Source organism: Pseudomonas sp. RIT357 (assembly GCF_000632245.1).
Taxonomy (GTDB): Bacteria; Pseudomonadota; Gammaproteobacteria; order Pseudomonadales; family Pseudomonadaceae; genus Aquipseudomonas; species Aquipseudomonas sivasensis.
The window spans coordinates 21,669-37,896 of sequence record NZ_JFYX01000001.1; the positions used below are offsets into that span (position 1 = coordinate 21,669).

General features: G+C 60.6%; 14 protein-coding genes. 7 read left to right on the forward strand and 7 right to left on the reverse strand.

Annotated features, from left to right (window positions below):
* Positions 1-165: 165 nt before the first annotated feature.
* The 4 genes from BW43_RS27055 to BW43_RS27040 form a co-directional block, all read right to left on the reverse strand.
* Positions 166-1,206, reverse strand: a complete 1,041-nt coding sequence (locus BW43_RS27055; protein WP_032883845.1) for an ABC transporter substrate-binding protein — start codon at positions 1,204-1,206, stop codon at positions 166-168.
* Between the two features lie 43 nt (positions 1,207-1,249).
* Positions 1,250-2,362, reverse strand: coding sequence for an ABC transporter ATP-binding protein (locus BW43_RS27050; protein WP_032883846.1), 1,113 nt, complete (start codon positions 2,360-2,362; stop codon positions 1,250-1,252).
* A 214-nt stretch (positions 2,363-2,576) separates the two neighbouring features.
* Positions 2,577-3,206 (reverse strand): response regulator transcription factor, encoded by a 630-nt coding sequence (locus tag BW43_RS27045; RefSeq protein WP_032883847.1) that lies wholly within the window; start codon positions 3,204-3,206, stop codon positions 2,577-2,579.
* 18 nt (positions 3,207-3,224) lie between these two features.
* Entirely contained in the window at positions 3,225-5,219 is a 1,995-nt protein-coding gene (locus tag BW43_RS27040; protein ID WP_032883848.1) for a histidine kinase, read from the reverse strand.
* A gap of 77 nt (positions 5,220-5,296) precedes the next feature.
* Here BW43_RS27040 and BW43_RS27035 point away from each other — a divergent pair, with 77 nt between their 5' ends.
* Positions 5,297-6,271, forward strand: a complete 975-nt coding sequence (locus tag BW43_RS27035; RefSeq protein ID WP_032883849.1) for an alpha/beta hydrolase family protein — start codon at positions 5,297-5,299, stop codon at positions 6,269-6,271.
* Positions 6,272-6,349: 78 nt separating this feature from the next.
* Here BW43_RS27035 and BW43_RS27030 read toward each other — a convergent pair whose 3' ends face one another.
* From BW43_RS27030 to BW43_RS27020, 3 genes are read right to left on the reverse strand one after another with little or no spacing between them, the layout of a single operon-like run.
* The gene (locus tag BW43_RS27030; RefSeq protein ID WP_032883850.1) at positions 6,350-7,117 is read right to left on the reverse strand and encodes a TerB family tellurite resistance protein; all 768 of its coding nucleotides are present in this window, start codon (positions 7,115-7,117) and stop codon (positions 6,350-6,352) included.
* A gap of 1 nt (position 7,118) precedes the next feature.
* The gene (gene murU, locus BW43_RS27025; protein ID WP_032883851.1) at positions 7,119-7,793 is read right to left on the reverse strand and encodes an N-acetylmuramate alpha-1-phosphate uridylyltransferase MurU; all 675 of its coding nucleotides are present in this window, start codon (positions 7,791-7,793) and stop codon (positions 7,119-7,121) included.
* Positions 7,790-8,815: an aminoglycoside phosphotransferase family protein gene (locus tag BW43_RS27020; protein ID WP_032883852.1), complete on the reverse strand. Its 1,026-nt coding sequence runs from the start codon at positions 8,813-8,815 to the stop codon at positions 7,790-7,792. The genes murU and BW43_RS27020 overlap by 4 nt, the downstream gene beginning before the upstream one ends.
* A gap of 130 nt (positions 8,816-8,945) precedes the next feature.
* Between BW43_RS27020 and BW43_RS27015 the strand changes: the two genes are divergently transcribed.
* The 6 genes from BW43_RS27015 (at position 8,946) to BW43_RS26990 (ending at position 16,204) form a co-directional block, all read left to right on the forward strand.
* Entirely contained in the window at positions 8,946-11,759 is a 2,814-nt protein-coding gene (locus tag BW43_RS27015; RefSeq protein ID WP_032883853.1) for an LPS-assembly protein LptD, read from the forward strand.
* Positions 11,734-13,074, forward strand: coding sequence for a peptidylprolyl isomerase (locus tag BW43_RS27010; RefSeq protein WP_032883854.1), 1,341 nt, complete (start codon positions 11,734-11,736; stop codon positions 13,072-13,074). The genes BW43_RS27015 and BW43_RS27010 overlap by 26 nt, the downstream gene beginning before the upstream one ends.
* Positions 13,071-14,060, forward strand: coding sequence for a 4-hydroxythreonine-4-phosphate dehydrogenase PdxA (gene pdxA / locus BW43_RS27005; RefSeq protein WP_032883855.1), 990 nt, complete (start codon positions 13,071-13,073; stop codon positions 14,058-14,060). Before BW43_RS27010 ends, pdxA begins: the two co-directional genes overlap by 4 nt.
* Entirely contained in the window at positions 14,057-14,869 is an 813-nt protein-coding gene (gene rsmA, locus BW43_RS27000) for a 16S rRNA (adenine(1518)-N(6)/adenine(1519)-N(6))-dimethyltransferase RsmA (protein ID WP_032883856.1), read from the forward strand. The genes pdxA and rsmA overlap by 4 nt, the downstream gene beginning before the upstream one ends.
* Before the next feature lie 103 nt (positions 14,870-14,972).
* Positions 14,973-15,353, forward strand: coding sequence for a Co2+/Mg2+ efflux protein ApaG (gene apaG, locus BW43_RS26995; protein ID WP_032883857.1), 381 nt, complete (start codon positions 14,973-14,975; stop codon positions 15,351-15,353).
* Positions 15,353-16,204 (forward strand): symmetrical bis(5'-nucleosyl)-tetraphosphatase, encoded by an 852-nt coding sequence (locus tag BW43_RS26990; protein WP_032883858.1) that lies wholly within the window; start codon positions 15,353-15,355, stop codon positions 16,202-16,204. The genes apaG and BW43_RS26990 overlap by 1 nt, the downstream gene beginning before the upstream one ends.
* The last annotated feature ends 24 nt before the right edge of the window (positions 16,205-16,228 follow it).

The following is a 16,228-nucleotide window of genomic DNA, read 5'->3' on the forward strand; positions in this document are numbered from 1 at the left end:
GACGCTGTGGTGAGCGGGCATGCCCCGCGCTGGGCGGCGAAGCGGCCCCTCTGACAGTCACCGCGTTCTTTCAGACAGAACACGGCGCCTGGTTTGGGACTGCTTCGCAGCCCAGCGCGGGGCAAGCCCGCTCACCACAAAAGCCCCTTGAACACAGCAGGCGGGTTACTTGGCAGCCCAAGAATTGAAGCGCTGCTCAAGCTGCTCGCCGTTGTCCGCCCAGAAGCTCACGTCGATCTGCACCTGGTTGGCGATGTTCTCTGGCGTAGTCGGCATGTCCTTGAGGATGTCCTTGGCCAGCAACGGTACGGCTTGGGTGTTGGCCGGGCCGTAGGCGATGTTTTCCGAGTAGGTCTTCTGCTGCTGCGGTGCGACCGAGAAGGCGATGAATTTCTTCGCTGCTTCTGCGCGATCCTTGGCCAGGCCTTTTGGAATCGCCCATGCATCGAAGTCGTAGATGCCGCCGTTCCACACCACTTTCAGGTTGCTTTCTTTCTGCACGGCAGCGATTCGGCCGTTGTAAGCCGAGCTCATCACCACGTCACCCGATGCGAGGTACTGCGGCGGTTGTGCGCCAGCTTCCCACCATTGGATCGACGGCTTGAGTTCATCGAGTTTCTTGAACGCTCGGTCTTGGCCATCTTTGCCGGCCAGCACTTTGTACACGTCCTTCGGCGCTACGCCGTCGGCCATCAAGGCGAATTCCAGGGTGTACTTGGCACCTTTGCGCAGGCCGCGCTTGCCCGGGAATTTCTTGGTGTCCCAGAAATCCGCCCAACTGGTTGGCGCGGAAGCCAGTTTGTCGGCGTTGTACGCCAACACAGTCGACCATACGAAGAAACCCACGCCGCATGGCTGGATCGCACCCTTCACGTAGTTGGCGCTGTCGCCGAACAGTTTCGGGTCCAGCGGTTCGAACATGTCTTCGTCACAACCGCGGGACAGTTCCGGCGATTCCACTTCTACCAGGTCCCAGGACACGCTTTTGGTGTCGACCATGGCTTTGACCTTGGCCATCTCACCGTTGTACTCACCGGCGACGATCTTGCCGTTGCCCGCGCTTTCCCACGGTGCATAGAAGGCCTTGACCTGTGCAGCCTTGTTCGCGCCACCAAAGGACACGACGGTCAGGTCCGGGCCGGCCATGGCCTGTGTCGCGCCCATCAAGCTCAAGGCCAGGACGGAATACTTCAGGGATCTCAACATTGTTGTTCTCTCCACGTGCAGGGTTGGTGAAGCCATGGGGCGATCAATTCGCCTCTAGAAGTGGGTCGAGTGCGCGAACGTGCTCGACTTGCCAGCCAATCGGTACCACGTCGCCGACCGCCAGTGCTGGGTCCAGCTCGGCAATCGGTTGTTTCACAAAAAAATCGGTCTTGCCGCAGACTTCCAGGCGCACACGCACGTGGTCGCCCAGGTAGATAAATTCGGCCACCCGCCCGGAGAAGCGGTTGATGCAGCTTTCGCTGGAGCCATTGAGGCTGACCCGTTCCGGACGCACCGATAGCGTTACAGGGCCACCGATCTGGCCGACATTGATCGCCAGTGCTTCAACCTTCTCGCCCCGCGCCAGCTCGACCACGCAGCGGTCTCCGGTGTGGCTGTGCAAGCGGCCGTTGAGGCGGTTGTTCTCGCCAATAAAGTTAGCGACGAAGGTGTTCTTCGGTTCTTCGTACAGCGTGCGCGGCGGGGCGATCTGCTGGATCTCGCCCTGATGGAACACCGCCACGCGGTCGGACATGGTCAGGGCTTCACCCTGGTCATGGGTCACGTACACCACTGTCACGCCGAGACGTTGGTGCAGGTGCTTGATCTCCATCTGCATGTGTTCGCGCAATTGCTTGTCGAGAGCGCCGAGCGGTTCGTCCATCAGTACCAGTTGCGGTTCGAACACCAACGCGCGGGCCAGGGCCACACGCTGTTGCTGGCCTCCGGACAGTTGCGCCGGGTAGCGCTGGGCGAACGCGTCGAGCTGGACCATGCTCAGCACGCGCTTGACCCGCTCACTGACATCGGTCTTGCTCAAACCACGCACGGACAAGGGAAACGCCAGGTTCTCGGCCACGGTCATGTGCGGGAACAGCGCGTAGTTCTGGAACACCATGCCAATGTCGCGCTTGTGCGGCGGCACGTTGTTGATGGAGCGCCCGGCCAGCTGGATTTCACCGGCAGTCGGCGTCTCAAACCCGGCGAGCATCATCAGGCTGGTGGTCTTGCCCGAACCGGAAGGCCCGAGCAAGGTGAGGAACTCGCCCTTGCGAATTTCCAGGTTGAGGTCTTTGACGATCAGGTTCTCGCCGTCGTAGCTCTTCTGCACGCCACGAAAGCTGACCAGCACATCATTTGAATCCACCTCGCTCATACCCGCACCTTTGTGTTTTGGACTGCTGTGGCACAAGCGTAGTCCAGGCGCGAGACCCCGGAAATCGGGGGCCAGGAGAGAATTGCATCAGCAGGATGGAAGCTTGGGGGTAGGGATTGCCCTACACGCATGGCGGGGATGGAACAGTGCTGCAGTGCGAAGCGCCGGGAATGGCGTCAGCGGGGTTTGAAGCAGGTCGCAAACAGGCATGTCATCACAACAGCTTGTGTTCCATGGCGTACTTCACCAGCTCAGCCAGGGAGGTGATATTGAGCTTTTGCATCAATCGCGCCTTGTGAGTGCTGATGGTCTTGCTGCTCAGCGCCAGTTGCTGGGCAATGTCATTGACGTTGGCGCCCTGCGCCAAGCGTTCGAACACCGAGAACTCCCGTTCCGACAGCAACGAATGCAATGGCCGGGCGTCGGTCAGACCGACTTCAAACACCATACGGTCGGCCAGGTCCGGGTCTATATAACGCCCGCCGGCCGCGACTTTGCGGATCGCCGTCAGCAACAGCGCCGGGTCGCTGTCCTTGGTGGCGTAACCGGCGGCACCGACTTTCAGGGCACGGGCTGCCATTTGCGCTTCGTCGTGCATCGACAGCACCAGGATCGCCGGCGGGTTGCTCAACGCACGGATGCGCGCAATCGCTTCCAGGCCGTTGACGCCGGGCATCGAGATGTCCAGCAACACCACCTCGCACGGCACGTGGCGCAACGTCTCCAGCAACTGCTCGCCATTGCTAGCCTCCCCCACCACCAGCAGGTCTTTGGCCAGGCCGATCAGTTGTTTTATGCCTTCACGAACGATGGTGTGGTCTTCGGCTACCAGTACACGGATCACAGGGACTTCCTCTTGGCGTTATGCATCCAGCGGCACCGTCACACTCAGGGTGGTGCCCTCCCCCAACTCGCTGTGCAGGCTCAATTGCCCGCCCATGATCAGCACCCGCTCGCGCATACCGACCAGGCCAAACGATACCGCACGCCCTTCAGGCTGGACGAAACCCACGCCGTCGTCGCTGATGGTCAACCGCAAATCCGAGCCTTCTATGGCCAGCGTCAGCTCCACAGTATGCGCCTGGGCATGGCGCATCACGTTGGTCAGCGCCTCCTGCAGGATACGAAACAGGCCGATGGCCTTGGCGTCGCTCAGGGTCGGCAGGTTATCCGGCACCTGAACCAGACAGGGAATCTGCGTGCGCGCTTCAAAACGACGGGCTTGCCATTCAACTGCGGAGGCAATGCCAGCATCGAGAATCGGTGGGCGCAGCGCCGTCGCGACGTCCCGCACCAGTTGGAACAGTTGAGCAATCAGGCGCTTCATGCTGTTCAAGCGCTCGTGCAGGCCAGGGTCCAGTTGCGCATAAGCCAGCTCGCACATGGACGTTTCCAACTTGAGCACAGTGAGCATCTGACCGAGTTCGTCATGCACTTCACGGGCGATGCGGGCTTTTTCTTCCTCGCGCACGGTTTCCAGGTGGGCCGACAGTTCGCGTAGTTGCGCTTCACTTTGCATCAACGCGGCCAGCGTGCGGCGCAACTCGGTGACGTCGTTCAGGTAAACCACCAAGTACTCAGCCTCGGCAAACCGCAAAAAGCTCAACGACACGTTGGCCGGCAGGATGCTGCCGTCGGCGCGCAAACAATCGGTGGCGAAGTTCTGTGGTCCCTCTTCGCTGGCCCGTGCGCGCTTCCACAAATTGAGCCAGCGGTCCATGTCCAGGGTCGGGTCGAGGTCAACCAGCGGCCGCTCGATCAGTGCGCCAGGAGCATAACCGAGCATGCTTTCGGCGGCGTGGTTGGCGTAGCGCACATGGCTGTCCCAGTTGACCCACAGGATGCCAACGGTGCTTTGGTCGATGGAAAACTGTGTCAACCGCAGCGCTTCGGCACCGGCAGCGCGGGCGGCGCTTTCTTCACGGGCGGCCAGCAGGCCATGCTCCAACACACGTTGCTGGCGGCGCTGCCAGAACACGGTCGCCAAACTGGCGAGCAGCAGCAGGCTCAGTAACAGGCTGAGGTTCTGCCACAACCCAGGCGACTCCGATAACCGTGGGTATTTGGGTTGCAGCCAGCGGCTGTGCAGTTGGTCAAGGTCGCGGGCGGGGATAGCGCCCAAGGCACTTTCCATGATGCCCGCCAGTTCGGGCCAATCGCGCCGTGTGGCCACCCGCAACAATTGCGGCAGACCGATGTCCCCCACCACCGCCAAACCGGCGAACTCGGCCTCGCCGGATAATCGGCTTAATTGCGCTTCATCTACCACGGCATAACGCGCTTGCTGGCTGACCAATAACTGCAAGGCCTGGCGCTCGATGGGCACACCTTGCAGGTTGAGGTTGGGATAAGTGCTGCGCAAGTAATCGGCCACGGCGCTGGGCATGCGCACGGCGACGCGGGATTGATCGTCCAGTTTTTCCAGCTCAACCGCGCCGCCGCCCTCGCGGATGCCGACGATATGCTGGGGCACACGCATATATGGGTCGCTGAATAGCCACAGGCGCAAACCGGCTGGGGTTTGTTGCAGGCCGGGGGCAATGTCCACTTCGTCGTCGCGGACGGCGGCTTCCAGTTGCTCCTGGTTGGGGAAATTGCGCCAGGTCAGCTCGATATTCAGCGCCTTGGCCAGCCACTGCATCAACTCCACATTGGCCCCGGACAAGCGCTGCAAGCGACGGTCGTATTGCGCGTAAGGCAACTGCAGCACTACGCCCACCCGCAATTCCGGGTGCTGGGCCAGCCATTCGCGCTGCTGCGCATTGAGCTGCGCCTGCGGGGCTGCAGGCGTAGGTGAGGCGTTCGCCATCAAGGCGACGCACAAACAGCCGATAACCAGCAGACAGCGAAAACCCATGATCCACGTCTCACATCACTGACAAAAACTGACCAACCCATTAGGCTGCTGGAATCTCTTCTGGCCGGAAATCTACGATGCCCTATCGAAACCGTTCGGCACTGCCAGCATTGTGCCTGTCGCTGCTGTTTACCAGTGCCTTTTCTGTACAGGCCGCCGACGCCCCCGCGCCGGCCGACGAAAAACCCGTCGAGCGCCAGCCTCTGCTTGAGCGCAGCCAGGAAGACGCCACCGCGCTGGAGCGCACCATCCCTCAGCAGGAACAGCAACAATTGCAGGCTGGCAGCGACTCATTCCTCGCCCTGTGGAAACCGGCCAACAGCGCCGAACCCGAAGGTGTGGTGATTATCGTACCGGGCAGCGGTGAAAGTGCTGACTGGCCGCAAGCAATCGGCCCGTTGCGGCGCAAATTTCCCGACGCCAATTGGGGCAGCCTCAGCCTGTCATTGCCGGATGTGAGCGTAGATACCCTGCCGCCGCGCGTTATGGAAGCACCCAAAGCCACTGTCGACACCAGCAGCAAAGAAGCGAGCACCGCCGACAAACCGATCGAACAAGCCGCCAGCGCCGAAGCCGAGGGCACCGATCCGTCAGTGGTGCCGGGCGCCGACGAGCAGGACAAGACCGACGCCTCGCGCATCTTCGACCGCATCGACGCTGCCGTGGCCTTCGCCCAGACCCAGAACGCACGCAGTGTGGTGCTGCTGGGCCATGGCACAGGCGCCTGGTGGGCCGCGCGTTATCTCACCGAGAAACAACCGTCCCAGGTGCAGAAATTTGTGATGGTCGCGGCGCAGACGCCTAACGGACGCCATCCGGACGTGCAGCAACTGGCGCCCGGCCTGAAACTGCCGACTGCCGATGTCTTCTATCAAGACAACGCGCTGGCACGCAAAAACGCTCAGGCCCGTGCCCAGGCTGCCAAGCGATTGAAGAATGATGGCTATAAGCAGGTGTCATTGAAAACCGTGCCCGGCAATAGCGCAGCCGAGCAGGAGCAGTTGTATCGCAGGATTCGCGGGTGGTTGAGCCCGCAGGCCAGCGCCGACTGAAGAACAGCACAAAAACAATGTGGGAGGGGCTTGCCCCTCTCCCACATTGGAATGTGGTTATCCGTGAAAGAGCGGCATCTAGCGAAAATCACGGCGCTCGCGAATCAACGAGTAAGCATTGTGCAATTCACGGGTTCGCTCGGTCGCCTCACGCACTTGCGCGAGACTGGCGCCACTACCGGCCACCTTGTCCGGATGGTGACGGCTCAGCAGGCGGCGATAGGCACGTTTGATGACCGACGGCTCGGTGGTAGCGGTGACGCCGAGCAGTCGCAACGCTTCCTGATAGGTCGTGCCTCGATTGACCAGCGGCTTGCGCTCAGGCGTGTAGTCCGCCGCCAAGGCCTGAAGCTGCTGCGGCGTCCAGCCCAACCACTTGCCCCACAGGTTGATCAAGTCGCGCTCGGCATCATCCGCCTTACCGTCCGCCCACACCATCCGCCAACAGGCGCGCAACACACCTTCCGCCGCATGGGGCTGAGCCTTGAGCACGCGCAGATAACTGCGCATACGATCGGAGCCCGACTTACCGCGATTGAACGCCGCAATCGCGCGGCGCTGGGCGGACTCGGTCATGTCCAGCGAGCGCATCTCCTGACGCGCCTGCTGGATATGCCCGTCCACCACGCGCCCGTTGCTTTTGGCCAGGCGCCCGAGCAATACAAACAACAACTCATCATTGCGCAGCACCGGGCGGCCGCCCATGCGCTCGCGCAACTGAGCCCAACTGCGCAATTGCATTCGGCGGTCCAACGCCTGCCCCAACAATGCACCCAACAAGGCCCCCGGAATACTGGCAATGGCAAAGCCAGCCCCGGCGCCGATCAGCGTCCCTGGCCACAACATGCTACTGCCCCGCTGTCAGCAGGGTTTCGACTTGCGCCAAGCGCTCCAGCGTGCCGACATCAATCCAGCGTCCCGCCATGTGTTCCCCCGTTACCTGACCCTTGGCCATCGCCGCACGCAGCAGCGGCGCCAGCTTGAAGGCACCGGCACTGCAACCCGCGAACAACTGGGGGTCGAGCACTGAAATGCCACTGAAGGTCAGGTTATCGGCACCGGGCGTCGCATCATGAAGCAGACCCTCATCAAGGAAGAAATCACCGCCCGAGGGATGATGCGCTGGGTTGTCGACCATCACTAGGTGAGCCAGGCCGCTGAGCGGTTGCTTGAGTTGGGTAAAGTCGTAGTCAGTCCAGATATCGCCATTGACCACCAGAAAAGGCTCGTCCCCCAGCAACGGCAACGCCTGGAAAATCCCACCGCCGGTTTCCAGCGGTTCGCCCTCCGGGGAGTAGCGGATGCGTACGCCAAACTGCGCACCATCGCCCAAATAGCTCTCGATCTGCTGGCCGAGCCAGGCGTGGTTGATCACGATATCGGTGAAGCCGGCCTTGGCCAGCGCCTCCAGGTGGTATTCGATCAGACGCTTGCCGCCGGCCTGCACCAGCGGCTTGGGCGTGTGCAAGGTAAGCGGACGCATCCGCTCACCTTTGCCGGCGGCCAGGATCATGGCCTTCATACGCTGGCCTCAGCGGGTTGGCGCAGACTGGTCAGCAGCTCAGCCAATTCGCTCAACTCCGGGCGATCGGCGAGCACTGCTTCTATATAAGCAAAGAAGCGCGGCACGTCGGCCAAGTAGCGTGGCTTGCCGTCGCGATGGCAAATACGCGCGAAGATGCCAATGACCTTGAGGTGGCGCTGCACCCCCATCAGGTCGCTGGCACGCAGGAAGTCATCAAAATCCGGTTGCACCGGGATGCCCGCTTGGCCCGCACGCTCCCAATAACCGCGCTGCCAATCGCGTACGCGCGCCTGGGGCCAACTGAGGAAAGCGTCCTTGAACAGGCAGGTAATGTCATAAGTGACCGGGCCGTAGACCGCGTCCTGGAAATCCAGCACGCCGGGGTTCGGCTCGCTGATCATCAAGTTGCGCGGCATATAGTCGCGATGCACCAGCACTTTCGGCTGCGCCAAGGCGCTGTCGATCAGCCGGTCGCTGACGCGCTGCCAGAGGGCTTGTTGTTCTGCATCCAACTCGACACCCAAATGGCGCCGTACGTACCACTCGGGAAAGAGTTCCAGCTCGCGGCGCAACAAGGCAACGTCATAACTGGGCAGTGGTGCGTCCATCGGCAACTGCTGGAATGCCAGCAAGGCGTCGATGGCGTCGGCAAACAGCTGATCGGCGTTTTGTTCGTCAATCACGTCCAGGTAGGTTTTTCTGCCCAGGTCATTGAGCAAAAGAAAGCCGCGCGACAGATCTTCTGCATAAATTTTTGGAACATTTATGCCCGACTTCGCCAGTAAATGGGCGATATCGACGAAGGGTTTGCAGTTTTCCTGGGGGGGCGGAGCGTCCATCACCACGAAAGTCCGGCCGCCACCCTCCCAACGGAAGTAACGCCTGAAACTCGCGTCGCTGCTGGCCGCAGTCAGTGTGGCCGGGGGTACGGAGCCCCAGTCTTGAGCGTTGAAAAGGATCGGCAACTGCTCATCCAGCCAGACTTCCAGCTGTTGTAAACGTAGATCTTGCTCAGGCATTACAAGGGTCTCCGACGGCGCTAGCCGTCAAGCGGGTCATGCTTTATTATCACGCATCTTTTTCAGACCATCGAGAGGCGTGCGGCCCAAACCGCGGGCAGATGGCACGCAGGAAGCCCGGACTAATAAGATGGCATTGAAATCCCCCGCGTTTCGTAGAAAATTTCCGTTGCTGGTAACCGGCAGTCTGCTGGCCATGCAACCCTTCGCCACCTCATTCGTGGTCGCCGCGGAACAGTATGACTGCTCAGTCTCTGCTTCGGGTGCCTGGGATTGCGCGCCGAAAACCGCCGCAGCCCCATTGCCACCGCGCCCGGTGCATGACGGAGCCGCCGTCAGCTCGGCCAACAGCACGGCGCAGGCCGAAGCTGATGGCACTGCCGCGGCCGAACCCAAGACCGCACTGGTCACAGAATCCAAGGGCCGTGGCCTGCGCTCACGCAGCGCCGACTACAGCCACTTGGACTGGGTACCTCGCGAAAAGTTGACCGCAGCCCAGTTGGCCGAAACCGGTCCTTATTGCGGCGGTGCGTACATCGAGCCGACTCGTCCTGGCATGAACGACAAGACGAACAAGAGCGATGCGCCCACCTTCATCGGTGCCAAGGCCTCTCGTTACGAGCAGGAACAACAAGTCGCGACCCTGGCAGGTGACGTCGTCATGCGTCAGGGCAGCATGCAGCTTGAAGCCGAAGAAGCCAGCTTGTACCAGGCCGAAAGCCGCGGCGAGCTGAACGGCAACGTACGACTGCGTGACAACGGTGCACTGATCGTCGGCGACCACGCCCAGGTTCAGTTGGACACCGGCGCGGCCCAGATCGACAACGCCGAATACGTGCTGCACAAGTCGCGTATCCGCGGTAACGCGCTGTACGCCAAGCGCGCCGAAAACGCGATCATCCGTCTCAAGGACGGTACGTACACCACCTGCGAGCCGGACAGCAACGCCTGGCAGCTTCGAGGCAACAACATCACGTTGAACCCAGCCACCGGTTTCGGTACGGCCACCAACGCGACGTTGCGGATCAAGAACATCCCGATCCTGTACACCCCTTACATCTATTTCCCGATCGACGACCGTCGTCAGTCCGGCTTCCTGCCGCCGAGCTTCAGCACCGGCAGCGAAACCGGCTTCACCCTGGTTACGCCGTACTACTTCAACCTGGCGCCGAACTACGACGCCACGTTGTACCCGCAATACATGACCAAGCGCGGCATGATGATGGAAGGCGAATTCCGCTACCTCACCAAGTCCAGCGAAGGCCAGTTCGGCGGCGCGTACCTCAACGACGACAACGACGAACGCAAACTGCAGACCGATTACGAAAAAACCCGCTACATGCTCAATTGGCAGCATAAAGGCGGGTTGGATTCGCGTGTACTGACCCAGGTCGACTACACAAAAATCAGCGACCCTTATTACTTCCAGGACCTCAAGTCCTATCAGGAAGGTGTCGAGAGCCGGGACTACGTCAACCAGCAGGGCTCCGTGAGTTATCGCGGCGACTCCTACCAGGCGCGCTTGAATGTCCAGGCTTACCAGCTGGCCACGATCTCCCAGATCACACCGTATGACCGACTGCCACAGATCACCTTCAATGGTCAGCTGCCATACCACCCAGGTGGTTTGAACTTCAGCTACGAAACCGAAGCAGTTCGGTTTGAACGCAGCCTGGAAAGCGGCAACTTTATCAATGAAAACGGTGATTCCGAGCGTCGCCTGGACACTTACGTCAACGGCCTGACCCGTGCAAACGGTACTCGCCTGAACGTAGCGCCAGCCGTTTCATACCCGATGAACTGGACCTACGGCTTTGTGACGCCGAAGCTCAAGTACGTCTACACCAAGTACGATCTTGACCTAGACAACAAAGGCAAGAACGACATCATCGCTGCACAAACATTGGCAGCGAATAACGGCACCCGATACGCTGGCGGCACGTTCAAAAGCTCCCAGGACCGTGCAATTCCTGTAGCCAGCGTCGACAGCGGCCTGTACTTCGATCGCAATACCAACTGGTTCGGCAAAGACTATCGCCAGACCCTTGAACCGCGCGCGTTCTACCTGTACGTGCCGAACAAGGACCAAAGCGATATTCCGGTGTTTGACACCAGCGAATCGTCGTTCAGCTACTCTTCGCTGTTCCGCGACAACCGCTTCAGCGGGGCCGACCGTATCGGCGACGAAAACAAGCTGTCCCTTGGCTTGACCAGCCGCTGGATCGAAGAAAACGGCTTCGAACGTCAACGTGTAGCCGTGGGCCAGGCGGTGTACTTCAAGGATCGTGAAGTTCAACTGCCAGGCATCCTCGCCGCAGACCGTGCCGATGCACAGTCCGACGTCTCTCCGGTTGCCCTGGACTACGAGTTCCGCTTCAACCGCGACTGGCGCGCCACGGCCAACTACAACTGGGACACCGAGGAGCACAGCCCTCGCTCCGGCAGCGCGATGCTTCACTACCAGCCGGAAGACAACCCGAACAAGATCATCAACGTTGGTTACCGCTATCGTAACGACCAGGTTGTCTACAACCAATTGACCGGTAAGTGGCAGTTCGGTGGCGACTACGGTCAGCCAGGCGACCCGAACTACGTGAAGGATTACTACAAAATCCAACAACACGACTTCTCGATGATGTGGCCGATCATTCCTCAGTGGAATCTGATCACCCGCTGGCAGTATGACTACGCACGCAACCGTACACTGGAAGCCTTTGGTGGTTTCGAGTACGACAACTGCTGCTGGAAACTGCGCGTCATCAACCGTTACTGGGTTTCCAACGACGAATACAGCCAGATCGCCCCGCTGAACGAAAAGGGTGACCACGGGCTCTTCCTGCAGATCGTCCTCAAAGGACTCGGCGGCCTGACCGGCGCCAAGGTAGAGAGCTTCCTCGACAAAGGCATTGAAGGTTATCGTGAACGTGAAGACCAAGCTTTCTGATTGTCTGCGCCCGCTAGTGCTGGGCGCACTGTTCCTGGGGACCGCATCGGCACACGCTGCGGTTCAACAGCTGGATAAGGTAGTGGCCATCGTCGATAACGACGTGATCATGCAGAGCCAACTGGACCAACGGGTCAAGGAAGTTCAGCAAACCATCGCCAAGCGTGGCGGTGGTGTACCGCCTACCAGCGTCCTGGACCAACAGGTACTTGAACGCTTGATCGTCGAAAACCTGCAACTGCAGATCGGTGATCGTTCCGGTATTCGTATTTCGGACGAAGAGCTGAACCAGGCCGTCGGCACCATCGCTCAACGCAATAACATGAGCATCGACCAGTTCCGCTCAGCCCTGGCCCGCGACGGTCTTTCGTACGAAGACGCCCGCGACCAGATCCGCCGCGAGATGATCATCAGCCGTGTGCGTCAGCGTCGCGTTGCCGAGCGAGTGCAGGTGTCCGAGCAGGAAGTGAAGAACTTCCTGGCCTCCGACTTGGGCAAGATGCAGCTTTCCGAAGAACTGCACCTGGCCAATATCCTGATCCCGACCCCGGACAGTGCCAACTCCGAGCAACTGAATGCGGCGGCGGCGAAAACCCAAGCTATCTATGATCGCCTGAAAGGCGGTGCTGACTTTGCTCAGATGGCCATTGCCCAGTCCGGCAGCGACAACGCCCTTGAAGGCGGCGATATGGGCTGGCGTAAAGCCGCTCAACTGCCACCTCCGTTCGACCGTGAACTGAGTGCCATGGAAGTGGGCGGTATCACCCAGCCAGCCCGCACCCCAGGTGGCTTCATTATCCTGAAGTTGCTGGAACGTCGCGGTGGCGAGACCTCGCTGAAAGACGAAGTTCATGTTCGTCATATCCTGGTCAAACCAAGCGAAATCCGTACCGAGGCGCAAACCAAGGAGCTGGCCCAGAAGATCTATGACCGCATCGAAAGCGGTGAAGACTTCGCCACCTTGGCCAAGAGCTTCTCGGAAGACCCAGGTTCAGCCCTCAACGGCGGCGACCTGAATTGGATCGACCCGAAAGCGCTGGTGCCCGAGTTCCAACAGGTAATGGCCGATACTCCGCAAGGCGTACTGTCCAAGCCGTTCAAGACCCAATATGGCTGGCATGTACTGGAAGTCCTTGGCCGCCGCGCCACTGACAACACCAGCCAGGCCCGCGAGCAACAAGCGCTGAACGTACTGCGTAACCGCAAGTACGACGAAGAGCTGCAAACCTGGCTGCGTCAGATCCGTGACGAAGCCTACGTGGAAAACAAGCTGCCAGGCGCCGAGCAAACAGGCACCGACCAGGCAGCACAGTGAAACCCCAGCGTTTCGCGGTAACACCCGGCGAGCCGGCCGGCATTGGTCCAGACCTTTGCCTGCTGCTCGCCTCGCAGCCTCAACCATACCCCCTGATTGCCATTACCAGCCGCGACCTGCTCCTTGAGCGGGCCGCGCAACTGAGTGTGGCTATCAACCTGCTGGACGTGGCGCCGGGCAACTGGCCTGACCTGCCGGCGCCCGCGGGCAGCCTCTATGTGTGGGACACCCCACTGCAGGCCAAGGTGGTTGCAGGGCAACTGGACAAGGGCAATGCGGCTTTTGTGCTCGAAACCCTGACTCGTGCGGGGCAAGGCTGCATCGACGGTGACTTCGCCGGCATGATCACCGCACCGGTCCACAAGGGCGTGATCAACGAATCCGGCATCGCCTTTTCCGGCCACACCGAATTCCTCGCCGAACTGACACACACTGAACAAGTCGTGATGATGTTGGCCACACGCGGCCTGCGTGTCGCCCTGGTGACTACGCACCTGCCGCTGCGTGACGTCGCAGACGCCATCACCGCCGAACGCGTGGAGCGCGTCACGCGCATCCTGCACGCCGACCTGCAGCAAAAATTCGGCATCGCTCAACCGCGTATCCTGGTCTGTGGGCTCAACCCCCATGCAGGTGAAGGCGGGCACTTGGGCCATGAAGAAATCGACATCATCGAACCAACCCTGGAGCGTCTGCGCCAAGAAGGCATGGACCTGCGTGGCCCACTGCCAGCGGACACTCTGTTTACCCCCAAATATCTGGAGCACTGCGACGCAGTGTTGGCGATGTACCATGACCAGGGGCTGCCGGTGCTGAAATACAAAGGCTTCGGCGCCGCCGTCAACGTGACACTGGGCCTGCCGATCATCCGCACCTCCGTCGACCATGGCACTGCCCTGGACTTGGCGGGCAGCGGCAAGATCGATACCGGCAGCCTGCACGTGGCCCTGGAAACCGCCTATCAGATGGCCGAGACCCGTATATGACTGAGCATTACCAACACCGGGCGCGCAAGCGCTTCGGGCAAAACTTCCTGCACGACGCTGGCGTGATCGACCGCATCCTGCGCTCCATCCATGCCAAGCCCGAAGACCGCCTGCTGGAAATCGGCCCAGGCCAGGGCGCATTGACCCAAGGCCTGCTGGCCAGCGGTGGCCAGCTGGACGTGGTTGAACTGGACAAGGATCTGATCCCTATCCTCAACCAGCAGTTCGCCGGAAAATCCAACTTCAATCTGCACCAGGGCGATGCACTGAAGTTCGACTTCAACTCCCTCAACGCCGCGCCTAACAGCCTGCGCGTGGTCGGTAACCTGCCGTACAACATCTCCACACCGCTGATTTTCCACCTGCTGAACAACGCCGGGATCATCCGCGACATGCACTTCATGCTGCAGAAAGAAGTGGTGGAACGCCTGGCCGCAGGCCCAGGTGGTGGTGATTGGGGCCGTCTGTCGATCATGGTTCAGTACCACTGCCGCGTTGAACACCTGTTCAACGTGGGTCCGGGTGCATTCAACCCGCCGCCAAAGGTCGACTCGGCCATTGTTCGCCTGGTACCGCATGCTGTTCTGCCCCACCCGGCCAAGGACCACAAGTTGCTGGAACGTGTCGTGCGCGAAGCGTTCAACCAACGCCGCAAGACCCTTCGCAACACGCTCAAGACCCTATTGAGCCAAGCTGAAATTGAAGCCGCTGGCGTCGACGGTAGCCTGCGTCCCGAGCAACTGGACCTGGCCGCGTTCGTGCGCCTGGCAGACCAGCTTGCCATCCAGCCTGCTCCAGCAGTCGACTGAAGCACCCAGCCATGGCCAGACACATGTCTGGCCTAGTGCCCACCTCTTGGCCTAGACTGATCCGCATCTGCTGTCCTCCGCTTTTGCTTTTAAGGCCTCTTGCATGTCCGATCCTCGCTACCAGATCGACGTCAGCGTCGTGACCCGCTTCCTGGCGGACCAATCGCAACCTGAACAGAACCGCTTTGCCTTTGCCTACACCATCACGGTGAAGAACAACGGGCAGGTGCCGGCCAAGTTGCTATCACGCCATTGGGTAATCACCGACGGTGACGGCCAAGTGGAAGAAGTGCGCGGCGCAGGCGTGGTTGGCCAGCAACCGCTGATCGACATTGGCGCCAGCCACACCTACAGCAGCGGCACGGTGATGACCTCCAAGGTCGGCACCATGCAAGGCTCGTATCAGATGAAAGCCACCGATGGCCAACTGTTCGACGCCATCATCAAGCCATTTCGCCTTGCCGTACCGGGAGCCCTGCACTGATGGCGACCTACGCAGTCGGCGACCTGCAAGGCTGCCTGGAGCCGCTCAAGTGCCTGCTTGAGCGCGTGGCCTTCGACCCGGCCAATGATCGGCTTTGGTTAGTCGGTGATCTGGTCAATCGCGGCCCTGAGTCCCTGGAAACCCTGCGCTACTTATATAGCCTGCGTGATTCCCTGGTGTGCGTGCTGGGCAACCATGACCTGCACCTGTTGGCGGCCGGCAATAATATCGAGCGCCTGAAAAAGGGCGACACCCTGCGGGAAATTCTCGAAGCGCCCGACCGAGCCGAGTTGCTCGATTGGCTGCGCCGGCAAAAGATCGTGCATTACGACGAAGGCCGCAACATGGCCCTCGTGCATGCGGGTATCCCGCCGCAATGGACGCTGAAGAAAGCCCTTAAGTGCGCAGCCGAAGTCGAAAGTGCCTTGGCCGATGACAGCCTGTACACCACCTACCTGGACGGCATGTACGGCAACGAACCGGTGAAGTGGGATAACGACCTGACGGGCGTCGCCCGCCTGCGGGTGATCACCAACTACTTCACGCGCATGCGCTTCTGTACCGCCGAGGGCAAGCTGGACCTCAAGAGCAAAGAAGGTGCCGACACCGCCCTGCCCGGCTACAAGCCGTGGTTTGCCCATAAGGAACGCAAGACCCGTGATACGAAGATCATCTTCGGCCACTGGGCCGCCCTGGAAGGCAATTGCAACGAACCCGGCGTATTCGCCCTCGACACCGGTTGCGTGTGGGGCGGCGCCATGACCCTGATGAACATCGACACTGGCGAGCGCCACAGCTGCCAGTGTGAATCTCCCCTTCCCATTACACTGCCGGCTGCCGCCAAGCGCTAGACGCTAAGCGCCGCCAAGACAAGG